17 protein-coding genes are annotated in these 16,642 nt (G+C 40.7%); 9 read left to right on the top strand and 8 right to left on the bottom strand.

The genetic code is table 11. The features are described 5' to 3' along the window. Positions 1 to 5 precede the first annotated feature (5 nt). The gene (locus tag ACIQCE_RS13710; RefSeq protein ID WP_400495481.1) at positions 6 to 962 is read left to right on the top strand and encodes an acetylxylan esterase; all 957 of its coding nucleotides are present in this window, start codon (positions 6 to 8) and stop codon (positions 960 to 962) included. A gap of 130 nt (positions 963 to 1,092) precedes the next feature. Here the strand turns inward: ACIQCE_RS13710 and ACIQCE_RS13705 are convergent, their stop codons facing one another. Further along, positions 1,093 to 1,407 (bottom strand): hypothetical protein, encoded by a 315-nt coding sequence (locus tag ACIQCE_RS13705; RefSeq protein WP_400495480.1) that lies wholly within the window; start codon positions 1,405 to 1,407, stop codon positions 1,093 to 1,095. A 92-nt stretch (positions 1,408 to 1,499) separates the two neighbouring features. Between ACIQCE_RS13705 and ACIQCE_RS13700 the strand changes: the two genes are divergently transcribed. The 3 genes from ACIQCE_RS13700 to pruA all read left to right on the top strand — a co-directional run bounded on the left by ACIQCE_RS13700 (position 1,500) and on the right by pruA (position 4,919). Continuing rightward, complete coding sequence (locus ACIQCE_RS13700) at positions 1,500 to 2,270, top strand: nucleotidyltransferase domain-containing protein (RefSeq protein WP_400495479.1); 771 nt, start codon at positions 1,500 to 1,502, stop codon at positions 2,268 to 2,270. 161 nt (positions 2,271 to 2,431) lie between these two features. Beyond that, positions 2,432 to 3,349, top strand: coding sequence for a proline dehydrogenase family protein (locus ACIQCE_RS13695; protein ID WP_400495478.1), 918 nt, complete (start codon positions 2,432 to 2,434; stop codon positions 3,347 to 3,349). Between the two features lie 22 nt (positions 3,350 to 3,371). Then, the gene (pruA, locus tag ACIQCE_RS13690) at positions 3,372 to 4,919 is read left to right on the top strand and encodes an L-glutamate gamma-semialdehyde dehydrogenase (RefSeq protein WP_353856629.1); all 1,548 of its coding nucleotides are present in this window, start codon (positions 3,372 to 3,374) and stop codon (positions 4,917 to 4,919) included. Positions 4,920 to 4,983: 64 nt separating this feature from the next. Here the strand turns inward: pruA and efeB are convergent, their stop codons facing one another. The 3 genes from efeB to ACIQCE_RS13675 are packed head-to-tail and all read right to left on the bottom strand — an operon-like array spanning position 4,984 to position 8,872. Further along, the gene (gene efeB / locus ACIQCE_RS13685; RefSeq protein WP_400495477.1) at positions 4,984 to 6,222 is read right to left on the bottom strand and encodes an iron uptake transporter deferrochelatase/peroxidase subunit; all 1,239 of its coding nucleotides are present in this window, start codon (positions 6,220 to 6,222) and stop codon (positions 4,984 to 4,986) included. Between the two features lie 17 nt (positions 6,223 to 6,239). Further along, positions 6,240 to 7,394, bottom strand: coding sequence for an iron uptake system protein EfeO (efeO, locus tag ACIQCE_RS13680; RefSeq protein ID WP_400495476.1), 1,155 nt, complete (start codon positions 7,392 to 7,394; stop codon positions 6,240 to 6,242). Further along, positions 7,394 to 8,872 carry an FTR1 family iron permease gene (locus ACIQCE_RS13675; protein ID WP_400495475.1) on the bottom strand — a complete coding sequence of 493 codons (1,479 nt, stop codon included), beginning with the start codon at positions 8,870 to 8,872 and terminating at the stop codon, positions 7,394 to 7,396. Before ACIQCE_RS13675 ends, efeO begins: the two co-directional genes overlap by 1 nt. Before the next feature lie 215 nt (positions 8,873 to 9,087). Between ACIQCE_RS13675 and ACIQCE_RS13670 the strand changes: the two genes are divergently transcribed. From ACIQCE_RS13670 to ACIQCE_RS13655, 4 genes are all read left to right on the top strand, one after another. Then, a complete protein-coding gene (locus ACIQCE_RS13670; RefSeq protein ID WP_353853843.1) occupies positions 9,088 to 9,267 on the top strand; it encodes a twin-arginine translocase TatA/TatE family subunit in 180 nt (59 codons plus the stop codon). A gap of 3 nt (positions 9,268 to 9,270) precedes the next feature. Further along, the gene (gene tatC, locus ACIQCE_RS13665; protein WP_400495474.1) at positions 9,271 to 10,011 is read left to right on the top strand and encodes a twin-arginine translocase subunit TatC; all 741 of its coding nucleotides are present in this window, start codon (positions 9,271 to 9,273) and stop codon (positions 10,009 to 10,011) included. 96 nt (positions 10,012 to 10,107) lie between these two features. Then, positions 10,108 to 11,340: a PucR family transcriptional regulator gene (locus ACIQCE_RS13660; protein WP_400495473.1), complete on the top strand. Its 1,233-nt coding sequence runs from the start codon at positions 10,108 to 10,110 to the stop codon at positions 11,338 to 11,340. Between the two features lie 131 nt (positions 11,341 to 11,471). Further along, entirely contained in the window at positions 11,472 to 12,770 is a 1,299-nt protein-coding gene (locus ACIQCE_RS13655) for an arsenic transporter (protein ID WP_400495472.1), read from the top strand. A 69-nt stretch (positions 12,771 to 12,839) separates the two neighbouring features. On the opposite strand, the gene ACIQCE_RS13650 is transcribed toward ACIQCE_RS13655, so the two are convergent. Next, a complete protein-coding gene (locus tag ACIQCE_RS13650) occupies positions 12,840 to 13,517 on the bottom strand; it encodes an amino acid ABC transporter permease (protein WP_400495471.1) in 678 nt (225 codons plus the stop codon). A gap of 11 nt (positions 13,518 to 13,528) precedes the next feature. Next, on the bottom strand, positions 13,529 to 14,344 hold the full coding sequence (locus tag ACIQCE_RS13645; protein ID WP_400495577.1) for a transporter substrate-binding domain-containing protein: 816 nt from the start codon (positions 14,342 to 14,344) through the stop codon (positions 13,529 to 13,531). 239 nt (positions 14,345 to 14,583) lie between these two features. On the opposite strand from ACIQCE_RS13645, the gene ACIQCE_RS13640 reads away from it, so the two are divergent. Next, positions 14,584 to 14,913 carry a YckD family protein gene (locus ACIQCE_RS13640; RefSeq protein ID WP_353853838.1) on the top strand — a complete coding sequence of 110 codons (330 nt, stop codon included), beginning with the start codon at positions 14,584 to 14,586 and terminating at the stop codon, positions 14,911 to 14,913. A 196-nt stretch (positions 14,914 to 15,109) separates the two neighbouring features. Here ACIQCE_RS13640 and comJ read toward each other — a convergent pair whose 3' ends face one another. Further along, positions 15,110 to 15,496: a competence protein ComJ gene (gene comJ / locus ACIQCE_RS13635; RefSeq protein WP_400495470.1), complete on the bottom strand. Its 387-nt coding sequence runs from the start codon at positions 15,494 to 15,496 to the stop codon at positions 15,110 to 15,112. A 372-nt stretch (positions 15,497 to 15,868) separates the two neighbouring features. Beyond that, positions 15,869 to 16,294 carry a NucA/NucB deoxyribonuclease domain-containing protein gene (locus tag ACIQCE_RS13630; protein WP_400495469.1) on the bottom strand — a complete coding sequence of 142 codons (426 nt, stop codon included), beginning with the start codon at positions 16,292 to 16,294 and terminating at the stop codon, positions 15,869 to 15,871. Positions 16,295 to 16,642 lie beyond the last annotated feature (348 nt).

The following is a 16,642-nucleotide window of genomic DNA, read 5'->3' as shown; positions in this document are numbered from 1 at the left end:
GAGGTATGCAACTGTTTGATTTACCGTTAGAAGAACTCAACGTATATAAACCAAAGAAAACAGCACGTCCTGATTTCTCTTCCTTTTGGAGAGCGTCACTTGAAGCGTTAGATAAGATTGAGGCCGAGCCAACACTTGAGCCTTTTTCGTATCCGGTAAAAGGGGTAAAGGTGTACCGTCTCACATATCAAAGCTTTGGGAATTCTCGTATTGAAGGCTGGTATGCTGTCCCTGATCATGGGGGCTCGCATCCGGCACTTGTTCGATTTCATGGTTATAATTACAGCTATGACGGCGATATTCATGAGATTGTCAATTGGGCGTTGCACGGCTATGCGACATTCGGTATGCTTGTTCGTGGTCAAGGGGGCAGTGAAGATACGACGGTGACACCTGGTGGTCAAGCATTAGGGTGGATGACGAAAGGGATTTTATCTAAGGAGACCTACTATTATCGTGGTGTCTATTTAGATGCTGTTCGTGCACTTGAGGTCATTCGTTCATTTCCTGAAATCGATCATAGCCGAATCGGTGTCATTGGTGGGAGTCAGGGCGGCGCATTAGCTATTGCAGCTGCGGCACTTTCAGAGATTCCAAAAGTTGTTGTCGCTGATTACCCTTATTTATCAAACTTTGAGCGTGCAGTAGACGTGGCTCTGCAGGAACCCTACTTAGAAATTAATTCCTACATTAGAAGAAACAGCGACCCAGAGGCGGAAAAGAAAGCATTTGAGACATTAAGCTACTTTGATTTAATCAACTTAGCTGGATGGGTCAAACAGCCAACGTTGATGGCGATTGGACTCATTGATCAAGTGACACCGCCGTCTACTGTGTTTGCGGTGTACAATCATTTACAAACGGATAAAGCGCTCAAGGTCTATCGTTATTTTGGACATGAGTTTATACCGGCGTTTCAGACGGAGAAGCTGTCATTTTTGCGAAAGCATTTACTTGTTTAATATATGAAGAGACGTTCATGTAAGGGCTTCTTAGCGTGTAGCAAACCACCCGCACTCGTTGTCGGCTCTCGAGCGATGAAAACCACTTTGTTAAAAATTTGAAAGAGACCGCTGTGAGGGTCTCTTTTATTTAATAACGGGTGTTTTGTCTTGTTTTTTCATCAGGGATTAGTGCTGTGATGATGAGCACAAGGGCAGTAATGATATGAAGGATAAATCCGACAATTGGAATCCAAGCTAGGCATGACGTGACAATCCCGATGATGCTTCCGGTGACCGGTCCATCGTCTCGTTTTGATAAGACAAGTGTGATAATATGCAGAATAAGCATCACCAAGAGCGGGGTATAGCCATTACTGATAATAAATAGTCCTCCAATCACAGGGATGGCAAGGCATGCCTCAAAAATCCCGGTGATCCATTTCATAATGCGAGATATAGACATTAGGTTCAACTCCTTTTGATATATGTCTTATTCGTATTTTCCCTAAACGTGAAGAAGTCATGCATAAAACGGATAGAAAGAGTTGAACTAAGTTGAGAAAGAGAATCAAGGAAGAGCTAAAAACAATCGAAGACACATATGACGTAAAGATTTGCCTTGCAGTTGAATCGGGAAGCAGGGCGTGGGGATTTCCCTCTACCGATAGTGATTACGATGTTCGTTTTTTATATGTACCTAGGAAGGAATGGTATTGGTCCATTGAGAAACAGCGTGATGTCATTGAACGACCAATTGATGACGATCTAGACATCAGCGGCTGGGAGCTAAGAAAGGCACTGCGGTTGTTCAACAAATCGAATCCTTCAATCATGGAGTGGCTTTCCTCTAACATGATATATGCAGAAGCATTTTCGTTAGCGAAGCAGTTAAGAGAATTAAAGGACCGTGCGTTCTCACAAGTGGCGTTAATGTATCACTATCTCAATATGGCCAAGCGCAATGAAAGTCAATATTTGCGGAGAGAGCAAGTGCGAATGAAGAAGTATTTCTATGTTCTTCGTCCGCTACTTGCCTGTCAGTGGATTGAACGCTTTCATACCGTTCCGCCTATGGACTTTCATGAACTCCTTGACGGGCTTGTAGAACATGGACCACTATTAACAGAGATCCATGAGCTACTTAATCGTAAAATAAGTGGAGAAGAAATGGATATAGTCAATCGTCTGCCGCATGTCCATCCGTTTATTGTTAAAGAACTAGCCCGTTTTCATGAATTGGTGAAAAGCTACAATCAGCCGAAAGAAAATCTGAATCAAGAATTGAATCATTTGTTGCAGTCTACCCTTGACGAGGTGTGGGCATAAGTGAGGAAGAGCCAGCCGGTCAAAGGCAGGCTCTTTTTTGCACCTCATTGTGATAAAATCACAAAAAATGTCTGAATTTTTGTCATTTTCAAATATTGTAGCGGACAGCTTGTGAGCCTTACAATAAAGACATAGCTTACAAAGAGTGGGAGGTGCCCTTTATGGAGTCGGTCACAAGAAATTTTTTCTTGTTTTTGTCAAAGAGCAGTCTCTTGAACCATATTGCTCGCAATTGGGGAAGTGCTGTTGCATCAAAGAAAATCATCGGGGGGAAAGATTTTGAGAGTGCCATTCCGGTGATCAAGCGATTAAATAATCAAGGAATGGCCGTCACAGTTGATCACCTTGGTGAGTTTGTCACAAAGACAGAGATTGCGAATGAGCGGACGAATGAATGTGTTCAAACCATTCAGCGAATTGCCGAAGCGAAGCTCAATTCTCACGTGTCACTCAAAATGACTTCACTCGGTCTTGATATTGACGATGATCTCGTTTACCGTAATATGAAGAAAATTTTAGATACGGCGGAGAAGCATCGAATCATGGTGACGATTGATATGGAGGATGAAAAGCGTTGTCAAAAAACGCTGGACATTTTTAAAGAGATGAAATCTCAATACGAGTATGTGAGTACGGTCTTGCAGGCGTATTTGTACAGAACAGAAAAGGATCTTGATGACCTGAATGAATTCCAGCCTTTTTTAAGGCTTGTAAAGGGTGCCTATAAAGAATCCGCCGAAGTGGCGTATCCAAACAAAAAAGATGTAGATCAGAATTACAAAAAGCTGATCGAAAAGCAATTACTCACAGGGAACTATACAGCCATTGCGACACATGACGATCAGATGATCGAATTTACGAAAAATATTGTGAAAAAACACAATATACAGACAAGTCAATTTGAATTTCAAATGCTGTATGGCATGAGAACAGAAACGCAACAGTCACTTGTCAAGGAAGGCTATCAAATGAGGGTCTATACACCATACGGACGAGAGTGGTATGGCTACTACATGAGGCGTCTTGCAGAACGACCGGCAAATATTGCATTTGCATTAAAAGGAATGACGAGAAAATAATTTAAATTGGGAGCGTGAAAAGATGACAACACCTTACAAACATGAACCATTCACGGATTTTAGTCATGAAGAAAACCGCAAAGCGTTTGAACAAGCATTAAAAAAGGTGACCGAATCTCTCGGTCAAACGTATCCGCTTATCATTAATGGAGAAAGAGTCGAAACAGAAGATAAGATTGTATCAATCAATCCGGCGAAAAAGGATGAAGTCGTTGGGATTGTATCAAAGGCAGGGAAGCAAGAAGCCGAACAAGCTGTCCAAGCTGCGGCAAAAGCGTTTGAAACATGGCGTTATACCTCTCCTGAAGAAAGAGCAGGCGTGTTATTCCGTGCTGCGGCAAGCATTCGCCGTAAAAAGCATGAGTACTCGGCACTTCTAGTGAAAGAGGCAGGTAAACCTTGGAATGAAGCAGATGCTGATACAGCAGAAGCGATCGACTTTTTAGAGTATTATGCCCGTCAAATGCTAGAATTGGCAAAAGGCAAGCCAGTCAACAGCCGTGAGGGAGAACGTAATCAATATGTGTATACACCAACTGGCGTGACACTCGTCATCCCGCCTTGGAATTTCTTATTTGCAATCATGGCAGGAACAACGGTTGCTCCGATAGTGACTGGGAATACAGTGGTATTAAAACCAGCAAGTGCCACCCCAGTCATCGCCGCTCGTTTTGTAGAAGAGCTTGAAAGAGCGGGCCTGCCAAAGGGTGTTGTGAACTTTGTACCGGGAAGCGGCGCAGAGGTTGGAGATTACTTAGTCGATCACCCGAAAACAAGCCTGATTACATTCACTGGTTCAAGAGAAGTAGGAACACGTATTTTCGAACGTGCAGCGAAGGTACAGCCGGGGCAGCAACACTTGAAACGTGTGATTGCCGAAATGGGCGGGAAGGATACAGTCATAGTAGATGAGGATGCGGACGTTGAATTAGCGGCTAATGCCATTTTCACATCAGCTTTTGGTTTTTCAGGACAGAAATGTTCAGCCGGATCTCGTGCCGTCGTTCATGAGAAACTGTATGACCAAGTCATCGAGCGTGTGAAAGAGATCACTGAAACCAAAACAACAGCCAATCCGCTTTCAGCTGATGTGTACATGGGACCTGTTATTGATCAAGCTTCATTTGACAAAATCACTGAGTATATTGAGATAGGTAAACAGGAGGGGCGCTTGGTCACTGGTGGTACAAGTGATGATACGGAAGGATATTTCATTCATCCAACCATCTTTGCAGATCTTGAGCCGACGTCTCGCTTGATGCAAGAAGAAATTTTTGGACCTGTGTTAGCCTTCTCAAAAGTTTCAAACTTTGATGAAGCGCTTGAAGTGGCGAACAACACAGAGTACGGTCTAACTGGTGCTGTTATTACGAATAACCGTGATCACATCAATCGTGCAAAGCAAGAGTTCCATGTGGGGAACCTCTATTTTAACCGTAACTGTACGGGCGCGATTGTTGGATATCACCCATTCGGCGGCTTCAAAATGTCTGGAACTGATTCCAAAGCAGGCGGTCCAGATTATCTAATCCTCCACATGCAGGCAAAAACCATTAGTGAAATGTTTTAATGATAAAAGGCATGAATCCGTAGGAGCGGACTCATGCCTTTACTATTTCCTTAGGGCAAGATCATCATGCTTCAAAGAGCTCTTGTCCAATATATTGACCTTGTGTAATCCCTTTTGGACAAGCAAAGAGCGCACTGCCGACATGCACTGTATATTCATTGAGCGCGTCCATGCTACCCAGCGCTTTGAGCATCGGCAAGACTTGTCGCTCAGGGTTCTTTTGGAAGCTAATAAACATGAGACCGGCATCGACATTGCCTGTTTTCTCCTCCACGCCATTGACGTAAGAATAGCCTCTTCGTAAAATAGGCTGTCCCGCTTCCTTTGCCACCCTCACATGTGAATTGATCGGTAGCTTTTTGACATCGACCGTATCGTGTTCTTTTGCTTTTCCATAGGCAGCACCAGTGTCCTTCTTTCTGCCAAAGGTATCTTCTTGATCTTGAAGAGATGTGCGATCCCATACCTCTAAAAACATACGGATTTTACGATAACACATATATGTCCCGCCATTCATCCAATCAGGTTCATTTTCTTTTGTCCACACGTATTTCTGGTAAAAAGTCTTGTCGGTAGGAGCAGGATTGGCTGTTCCATCTTTGAAGCCGAACAAATTACGGGGCGTTTTACCTCCATCATAGGAAATGGACCCTTTTTGAATCCAATGAACAGTTGTTAACCCTGTACTGGACTTAATGAATTGTCTAAGTGCATGGAAGGCGACTTGTTCATCATCTGCACACACTTGAACACATACATCCCCACCAACATATGCGGAATCTAATTGATCATGTGGCATATGAGGGATCGAATTTAAATAAGCGGGCTTTTGTTTTAATATGCCGTAACGGTCGACGCCATTCTTTTCGAAGAAATCGGGACCAAACCCAAATGTCATTGTCAACTTAGATGGCGGTAAATCCATAGATTCCCCTGTATCGTTAGGAGGAAGTAGCTTGTTATCGGTATTTTGACGAACAGCGCCTCTAGATAACACCTCACTCAGCTTCGTCCAATCTTGAAGTAAGCTCATGACCTGCTTTCGACTTGAGGTGGTCATATGGAAAGCACATAAATAAATAAATTTTTGCTGTGGTGTGACAATTCCAGCTTGGTGATTTCCATAAAAAGAAATGGTGTCCGCCTCTTCAGATGCCGATGTCTTTTTTTCAGGAGATAGGGACTTCGTGACATTTAACAGTGTGCCAAGACCGCTGGCTCCAATGGCAATACCTGTACCGGCAACGGCAGTTAACTTCAACATATCTCTTCTTGTGTAGCCATTTTGTTTTTCCTCTGTCATGTCATCGTCACTCCGTTTTATAAAATCTGGGCAGTATCCTTCATTAAGTTGGATAGCTGACTAAGCTCGTCACTTAAAGTGCGAATTTGTTTTTTTGTAAGTTTGTTGTATGGCACATACTCGCCATTTTTCTTCAATTGAAGTAAGGTAGCTTCAATTTTGTTAAATTGTGTATCGAGTTTATCTGATAAGTCTTGATTGGTTTTTACTAATGCAGGTAGAACAGCTTGATACACAGCTTTGGAGCCTTCTGTATTTGCCGCAAGATCGACAAGGTCAATATGTGAATAAGCTTCTTCTTCACCTGTAATTTTACTAATGGCTGCTTCGTTTAAGAGTTCTTGTGCACCGGCAACCATTGTTTCAGGTTTTAATGCAAGCGACTTTGTTTTCTCTTGGAGTTCTTTTACATTTTTGAGTAACTGATCGGCAATCTTTGCTTGACCATCTACATTTTTGTCTTTCCAAATTGCTTTTTCAATACGATGGAAGCCTGTCCATTTTGCTTCTGAATCCACATCGGCAATTCGAGCGTCAATTTTTGGGTCGAGGTCCCCAAAGCTCTCTGCGATTGGTTCAATACGCTCGTAATATACACGTGCTTTTTTATACGAAGCCTTTGCCTGTTTCATGTCTTTCGCTTTGACCGCTGCGGTAAAGGTTGTTGTCTCTTTTACGAGTTCATCTAGCTGAGTTTGAACGTAGGTATGATAATTCTTCACGGCTTTTGTTAGAACAGCCGATGTTTTTTGTTTGGTCTGTTTTGCTTTTTTCAATGTGCTTAGTGCTGTTTGTAGATATTTCACATCGTCAGTCATTTTACTTGTATCAGGTTTCTCATTGTAAGCTTCCATGAAAAGTGGTTGTTCATATTTTTCAACTTCTGTGTAAAGTAGCGGGAAGGAATCACGCACGTTGTTCTCAAAAGACAACCAATCATTATGCAATGTATCAGCAGCTTTTTTGATATCATCTATGTTCTTGGATTGAATAGCTGTGTTTAATTGGGCCGCTTCCTTTTGCATTCGTGTCACGTCTTTTTGAATAGAAGAGGATGCAGACTTACTGTCTTCTTGTTTTGTAGCAGTGTTCTTTGTATCATTCGATTGACAGCCAGCCAGACCAGTTGAAAGGATGAAAGCAGTTGATAAAGTAAGAATGGTTTTTTTCATTATGAAACCTCCGTATGTTGAGAATGGTGTTTCTGTTGAATAATTGAGATGCAGACAACAATGACTGCCCCAATGAGCAAAGCAAGTTGTGGCAATGTGCTGTACCAGGATGGATATACACTTATAAATTGAATGGACGGTAAATAATCTGACACGCTCGTCGGCAAAACGCCTGCTAGCTGTAAGCTGTGAATGCCTGAGCCCATAAACTTAAAGCATAGATAAAAAACGATCACACTTGAGCAGAGGAAAAAAGGTTTTAACGGCAAGCGTGTTCCTAATTTCATCATCATTATGGTCATGATGGACAGGACACCAAATCCAATGATGATGCCAGAGACAAGCTGAGATATTTCCATTTTTCCAGCCATTCCGATAAGGAAAAAGACCGTCTCTAATCCCTCTCTTAAGATGGCAAGACAAGCTAAGGCAGCAAAGCCGATCATTTTTTTTGTACTGATTGCTTGCGCTGATTTCCTGTTGAGATACGCATTCCAACGGGCGATATCTGAATATCGGTGTAGCCAATAACTGACATAAACAAGAAGGAAGCTTGCAAGAACACCAGACCATCCGTTAATGAGCATATTGTTCGTGCCAAACGCACTGGATGTAAAAAGAATGACGACCAAGATACCAAGGATCAGGCTAATGGCAATCCCTACTGCTGACCCTCCAATGACCCAACGAGCGGCATATTTTGACTCGGCTTTTCTGCTAAGTGTTAATAGTGCGCCAACAACTAAAATGGCTTCCATTCCTTCTCTGATGGGAATGAGTGCAGCATCCCACATCGTATAGTTTGCGTCTACAAGGGGTTTAAGTGCAGCGACCATTTGATCAATGAGTGTTCCGGCTTTTTCACGTTTATCTTCTGTTTGCACATAAGAGACAAGGAGCAGTAAATCACGTTCAGTGTCGTCATAGACTACTTGAGATTGACTGACAACATCGCCTTCGACACTGAGCCATTGAGAAGACAAGGATTGTACCTCTTGCTCTGCTTTTTGCCAATTCTTTTGATCAATCAGAGTTCGAGTATGCTCAAGTTTTTGAATATAGGTCTTTAAGGTGAGTGTTGTCTTTCCTTGATTGTCCACAAATGCACCATCTCGATAGTTTTCAAGGCTCCTTTTTAATTGAACGAGCTGTTTGGTGGCTTCTTTTGTGTCATCTGTGACGAGTGCTAATGAGACCTTAGCAAGCTGGGATTCTATTTCAGTCGAGAGGGAGAGAGATTTTTTTTTGATAGATGACTTGTTTTGGTTCCACCAACTCTTGACCTTGTTTATTTCTTTCTTAGCGGTTTGCAGTTGATGATCATCTAGTGCTTGATCTGTATTGACAACATGGGCAATCACAGCATGAATGTCATTTTCACTAGTTTGCTTCGCTGAAATTATATGAACAGATGGAATAAATAGAGCTGAAAAAGAAACAAAAAAGAGCAAAAAAATGACTGGTAATTTTTCCTTCAATTGATGACCTACTCCCTTATTGAAAATGATTATCAATGTCAACATAAACTTATTATAGCGTCACATTCTCTACTGTCAATCTCATTTTAGATGGAATGAGAGAATTGGCGTGAGATCCTCTTCTCTTCATTTTTTGATTGACTTTCAGCATGTTCCCTCCTATACTTTTTGTGAATATGTGACATATTTGGTCTATTAAAAAAGGAGGCAGAAAAATGGCGTTAAGTCCAGGAAGTCTCATTCTTGTAGGCGCAGTTGCACTGATTATTTTTGGTCCGAATAAGCTGCCAGAGTTAGGAAAAGCGGCTGGCGAAACATTAAGAGAGTTTAAGAAAGCAACTGGTTCATTGATGGATGATGAAGGGGAAAAGAAACAGCAGGACAAAGAAGCTTAAGGCATGGATGAAAAGAAAGTGAGTCTTGCTTTACATGTTGAGGAGTTAAGGATGCGGCTGATTTGGATATTGATTTTATTGGTCATGACATTTGTGATGGGTTTATTCATTGCAATGCCTCTGATGCATGGTTTGGAGCATGCCGCACAGTCCTCACATATGAAGTTGCATGTTTTTCGTCTCACAGATGCTTTCGAGATATTTATTCAGCTTGCCTTTGTGATTGGTGTCATCCTAGCATCCCCGTTTATATGCTATCAGATTTGGGCATTTGTGAAACCAGGGCTTCACCCATCTGAACAGAGGGCTATTTGGCGTTACATTCCTTGGATTTTGTTGCTGTTTGCGGGAGGACTTCTGTTTGGATATCTCATTGTGTTCCCGTATTCATTTCATTTTTTTTATCGATTCAATACAGGTCTTCAAGTAGAAAATACAATAGGTTTGTTTGATTATATACATTTCTTTTTGCAAACGACACTTCCGTTCGGATTTGTCTGTCAAATGCCGCTTTTGACAATGTTTCTCACAAGATTGCAGCTCATAGAGCCTCATTTCTTTCGAAAATATCGAAAGTACGCTTATTTTCTTTTACTGGTGATCGCTGGCGTTATCGCGCCACCAGAGCTCACAACGCATTTAATGATCACCTGTCCGCTCATTGCTCTCTATGAGTTCAGTATCCTTATCTCTGTGAGAACTCAAAAGAAAATGACCCATGTGCGATTAGGAGCAGAGAGGTGATCTGCTCTTTTTTGGCATGTCTACTACTTGTTTCTATACAAATCTTACTTGAAAGCAGTATGATACATGTATAACTAAATTCAGGGAGCAATCGGGATGGAAGAGATATTAGAAAAGCTACACACATTTTATGATGTTGATAAATTAATTGCATTTATTAGCGGCTATTTAAAAAAGCCAGTTATTTTAGAAAGCACAGATTGTCAGTTGCTCGCTTATAATTCTTACAGTATTCAGCAGTTTGACCCAGTCAATCAGCAAACCATTTTCTCAAAGGAATGTCCGGGGGCGGTGGTTGATTGGTTAAAGAAAACAGGTGTGATTAAACGGCTGTATACAGATTCAGAGCCTTTTTATGTCAGTGGTCATCATGAGCTTGGATTTAACCAACGTGTGGCTGTGAGTGCGAAGCATAAGCAGGAGGTTGTGGGCTTTATTTGGGTGCAGGACATTGAAGAATCTCTCTCTCAAGAGGAGCTGCAATTTTTGCACGAAGCTTCCTTTCAGGTTGGAAAAGTCATTTATCAAAATAAAAAACAGTTGGAGAAAAAAGAAGGCAAGATTGAAGAGTTTTTCAAAAAGGTCATGGATGATCATTTTTATACAGAAGAAGAACTGAAATGGGAGGCTGAGAATTTAAACATTCCGCTACCAACTGTTTTTACCGTCATGGTGGTACATGCCGCCGATAACAAAAGTGAGACGGCAGAAGATGTGAAGGAAACTATTAGAACATACTTGCAACTAGAAGACAAGGTCAATCACGTGTATTCTGTTCAAGCAGATATTGTCGTGATATTAGGCAGCCTGTCAGATCGGCATTCACCGAAAGCGACCGCCGAAGATGTCATTGCACATCTCAATTCGAAAGCGCATACACATCAATCGCCATTATATATTGGGATGGGTAGAGAATATCGTGATGTCATGAAAATGAGCACAAGTCGATTTGAAGCTATAGAAGTGGTGAAGGCCGTCAAAATTGTAGGAGGGCAAGAACTGATTCCGTATGATTACGAAAATCTAGGGGTATTCCGTTACTTAGACCCAATTTATAGCCACCAAAAGAAGAAAAATGACTTTAATCAAGATCTGTTACTCTTGAAGGAAAAAGATCGGGACAACCAAACAGCTTTTTTAAAAACACTTGAAGTATACTTGTTGAATAATTGCAAACTAAAGCCGGCTGCTGAGCAATTGTTTATTCATCAAAATACATTAAACTATCGAATGAAACAAATCCTTGACATGACTTCGATTGATTTAAGTGATTTTAGCCAGCGGTGCCAGTTATTTATTGAATTGATGCTCATGAAAAAGGATCAATAAACGTTGAAGCCGCAGGGGTACGTGAAGGCACTGCGGATTTTCGTATGAGTCATGACGAAAATGAATTACAATTTATTCGTTTCATTGTATGATAGGTAAAGATTTTATGAGAAAGTGAAAGGAGGGTCACTTTGGGATCAGTCACCTTGGCCATTTTGATTTTCATCATGACCCTCGTCCTTGTCATTTGGCAGCCAGGACGTTTAACCATTGGATGGTCAGCATGTGGTGGAGCCATTCTTGCCCTTATCTTTGGTGTTGTTCATTTGGACGACGTATGGGCAGTGACACAAATTGTGTGGAACGCGACCTTTGCTTTTATTGGCATTATCATTATTTCATTAATTTTAGATGAAATTGGTTTTTTTGAGTGGGCTGCACTGCATATGGCAAAAGCGGCAAGAGGCAATGGTGTACGCATGTTTGTTTATTTAACACTGCTCGGCGCAGTTGTCGCTGCTTTCTTTGCTAATGATGGAGCTGCACTCATTCTCACCCCCATCGTGTTATCTGTGGTCAGAGCTCTGAAGCTGGATGAACGTATGGTGCTGCCATTTGTGATGGCGAGTGGATTTATTGCAGATACGACATCATTGCCATTTGTAATCAGCAATCTTGTCAATATCGTATCAGCAGATTATTTTCATATTGGCTTTCTAAAATATACAGCGAACATGTTTGTTCCAAACCTCGTATCTATTGGGGCAAGTATCCTTGTCCTATATGTGTTTTATCGAAAGCTCATCCCAAAAACATACGATGTAACACAAGCAAAGGAACCAGCGTCTGCCATTAAAGATGTCCATATGTTCCGCTTGTCTTGGTATGTGCTGGGCTTTTTGCTTGTTGGGTATTTTGCTGGAGAGCTATCTGGTGTTCCGGTGTCTATCATTGTAGGAGTCATTGCCATGATCTTCTTATGGCTAGCTAAAAAGAGCCCACAAGTGGCGACGAAACGTGTGATCAAAGAAGCACCGTGGTCCATTGTTTTCTTCTCTATTGGCATGTATGTGGTGGTGTATGGACTGAAGAATGTCGGTTTGACAGAAATCTTGGCTGCTTGGATTGAACAAGGAGCATCACATGGTTTACTTGCAGGGACAATGTTTATGGGCGTGCTTGCCGCTGTGTTGTCCTCTGTGATGAACAACCTTCCCACCGTCTTAATTGATGCGATCGCAATTGGTCATACGAACACAACAGGTGTCATGAGAGATGGACTGATTTATGCCAATGTCATTGGTTCAAACCTTGGTCCTAAAATGACCCCAATCGGTTCATTGGCGACATTGCTATGGCTGCATGTCTTAAAGAAAAAAGGTGTCCATATCTCTTGGGGCGCATATATGAAAGCTGGAATTATTCTGACCATCCCAACATTGATCCTCACTTTATTGGGGCTATATGTGTGGTTATGGCTGATACATTAAAGAGAAAGTGCAGATCTTATCTACGCTGAATATAAAAAAGAGCAGACTCATTGGATCTGCTCTTTTTTGTTAAAGATATATCGCAAAACGTTTTTCTAAAACGTTTTGCACCAATGAAACAACACTGCAAATGCCCCAGTAAATCACTGCAACCAAAATATACATTGTCATGTAGTCGAATTCGCGTCCGCCGACGATTTTTGCTTGCTGGAAGAGCTCCGGGACCGTAATCATCGCTGCCAAAGAAGAGGCTTTGATTAAATCAAGCATGACATTGGCCAATGGCGGCAGTGCAATTCGTACTGATTGAGGTAGGATGACACCACGCATGGTTTGCCAATAGCTAAGACCTAGTGATTTAGCAGCTTCCACCTGACCGCTCGGTACAGAGGAGAGGGCCGCACGATTGATTTCTGCGATATAAGCGGCACTATTGAAGCTGAACCCAATAATAGCAGCGGTGACAGCTGTAAACTCAATGCCGATATAAGGAAATCCGAAGTACAGGATAAATAAGATCACAAGGATAGGAACCCCTCTCATGAATGAAATATACAGCCGTGCAGGCAGCTGAAGAACCCACGTATTCGCCATTCTTGCTAATGCAATAAAAAAACCGAGAATCGTGCCAAAAAACATGCTGGCAAAGGAAATGAGTAGCGTCAGCCAGATGCCTTTCATGACAAACGGAAACGACGCCTTTGCCAGTGCAGGGTTAAATATATATTCTAAATGAATATCTCCCACTTCGAGGCTCCTTATTTGGAAATGTCGACATCTGCGACATCTGTATCAATTTTCTTTGAAACATCCGCATGATTAAAAAATTTCTCGGAAATCTTTTTCATTGTTCCGTCTTTTTTCATTTCTTTTAACACACGATTCAATTCTTTTTGAAGCGCTGTGTTGTCTTTCTTCATTACAAAACCTTGTTTATTCGGCATGTATTTTAAATCAGGATGGATGGTAATATTCAATTTAGGAAATGCAGCAAGAGCCAGCTTTTGCAAGTAATAGTCATTGAGAATGACATCGGTTCTGCCATTGGCAACATCCTTTAAGTATTGTTCGTTGGTGGCATTATCATAAATGATTTCCTTTGCACCATACTTACGAGCGACATCCATATAAATGGTTGTTGCGGCACCAGCCGCTTTTTTCCCTTTTAAATCTTTCAAGGTTTTAATTCCGGATAAATCATCTTTACGTACAATAGCGGTTCCGTAAGAATATTTATAAGGAATAGAAAAAGCGAATTTATCCTTACGATCATCAGTGATGTCGATATCGTTTGCAGCAGCATCAACTTGACCAGAATTAATGGCGCTTAACATGCCATCATAGCCCATTTCCTTAAACTCCACTTTGACGTCAAGGCGCTTGAAGGCTTCTTTGACAACTTCAACTTCATAGCCAGTCAAGCGATCTTTGCCGTTGGATGTATCATGATAAGAAGTAGGATAAAGTGTTCCAGAGGTAGCAACCACAATTTTCCCCTTCTTTTTCATTTGATCCCATGTTGATTCGTCAGATTGAGATGATCCTGATTGGCTGCATGCAGAAATGACGAGCATGAGTGCAGATACGACTAGCATCATCCATATAGGTTTTCTATGATAAAAATGACTCATTTAAGAATCCTCCTCTATTTTTTATACAAAACAAAACATAGCACGCTTTTTCCGTTCGGACAACGTTTTCAGACGAAATGTGAAAAAGTAAGAATATTATGTGCAATTTGATTGCGCAAAATAATGTATAAAAAAGGAAGGTGCGTGAAAAATAAAGCCGAATAAAGGAGGGAACAACAAATATGAAAAAAATATGTGGCTCCACCGTTCTATCAATGATAATGTTATTTGGTTTTAGTGCTGTAACTGCTCATGGAGAAACGCCTCAAATGGAAAAGCGACCGGTGACGCATCAAGTGAAATTAACGACTGAACAACAAAAGCAAATTGAGGCACTCGAGCAACAAATTCTTTCAAAACGGAAAGAAGTGATCGAGAAATATGTGCAATATGGTGTATTAACAAAGGAACAAGGAACACATATCACCAAACGGATGGATGAACATTACAATCACTTGAAAAACAATGGCTTTGTTCCATTACTAAAAAAGCCACAGCATCATCACCCATAAACTAACCGGCATCATCATGCCGGTTTTAGCGTGTAGACAAACCCTCGCATTCGTTGTCAGTCCTGCGTGCTAACCATCAGAATGGTAAAGTCGGGTTGGCAAATACGTATTTATTATCCATGTGAGAATCTGTTGACTTTGCAGTAAAGTGGCTTGATTGATATGATCTACAGTAATTGAATATTCAGCCTGAAAATTATTTGCTCTGAAAATGGAAATAATAGATGTCTTGATCAGATTGAAGTGAGGTATAGCATGTAAGCTGATAATCTCCTTTTGGAATTGGATATGTCAAAATTTGAGACATGACACTTGTGATATGAATATAATCACTTGAATTTGTAAAGGTCACTGTCACCGCCCTATCCACAGAAGATAGATGTTCAAGGTGATCTAATGACACGATGATAGAGGCTTGTCCATTGTTTACACCTTCAAAAGAAACACCGTTATCTCCAGTTGCGAATCCTAGACGAATGGCATCATTTGTCCAATGAATGACAGGAGGAGAATCGTCTCCAGAATAAACGGTTATTTGGTGATAAGAGATAGATAGAGAATAGACATTGTTCAAATCATTCATGAGAAAACTCCTTTATTCATTAGTAGATGATGTTCCCTGTATGTTTTTGTCACCTCTTATACAACAGCGTTTTTTCCATCTAATATGACATTCGTTGCGACACGAGTGTTTTCTAAAAAATCATGATGGTATCTCTAGTATGATCCACCAAATGATAACCAACGTTGAATGATCATTGATTTGTGTATTTTCTTCGTAGAGCTTGCCATTTTTTTATTTGCTATGAGCCAACAATTGCTTCTTTTAGATATTTCAGTGTCCATCGCTTTATATTTTTTGTTATTTTCACGATGCACCACAAAATCAACAACAGTGTTTGAACTACCGTGATACAGTTATATGTAAATTTTTAATTGAGTAACGATAAAGGTTCTAATCAATGATAAATTTGATTCTTATGCCGTCACGATCATCTGTCAATTGATGGCTAATCCAAGAACCTGCTCCTCTGTTATCTGAGGGACTCACATATTTCACAGAGGCACCTGTTCCGCCTTCTTTACACATCGCCATTGGCCATTCGTCTCGGTCATATCCTCGTTTTGTTGGGATACTATGAAGTGAACGATCCCTCTGTTCATCGCTATTTGCACGATCAATTGTACAAATTGACGAATGACCTTCATCAATTGCTTCTTCTATATGCTTAGCTGTTTCTGGATATCGATCTGATGGAAAGTGAATGATTTTGTCATAAGATGATTGAGTCTCCTGTTTACCTTGATCTAGCTGGATATAGCCTGTAGCTAAGCCAATGATAATCAATAAAAGCAAGAGAATGATTTTGAGAAGTTTCATAGATGCTAGCTCTCTTTCTTTTTATTTTGTAAAAAGAAGTATAGCAGAATGACTTAACAATTTCTCCTGTATTTGAATAAACGTCTTTTAAAATATGAAAAACGTTTTTTTCTTCATGTAAGGTGTTCATTGTTTGTATAAAATAATAAAAATTTTAATTTTGATGGATATTAAACGTTTATTGATCAACAAAACGGCTTTATTATCGCTTTTTGAGCTAATTTCAAGATTTTAACATACGGAAAATTCCGAAAAATAAAATTGACTAGACCGATATGCTTTATTAATATGGAGTCAAATATCATGAAATGTCGTCATCTGACAAATGATAATCCCATTTACATTGCA

The organism is Bacillus sp. NPDC093026 (genome assembly GCF_044754665.1).
In the GTDB taxonomy this organism is placed as follows: Bacteria; Bacillota; Bacilli; order Bacillales; family Bacillaceae; genus Bacillus; species Bacillus maqinnsis.
This window is presented reverse-complemented; position numbering and strand designations above follow the sequence as displayed.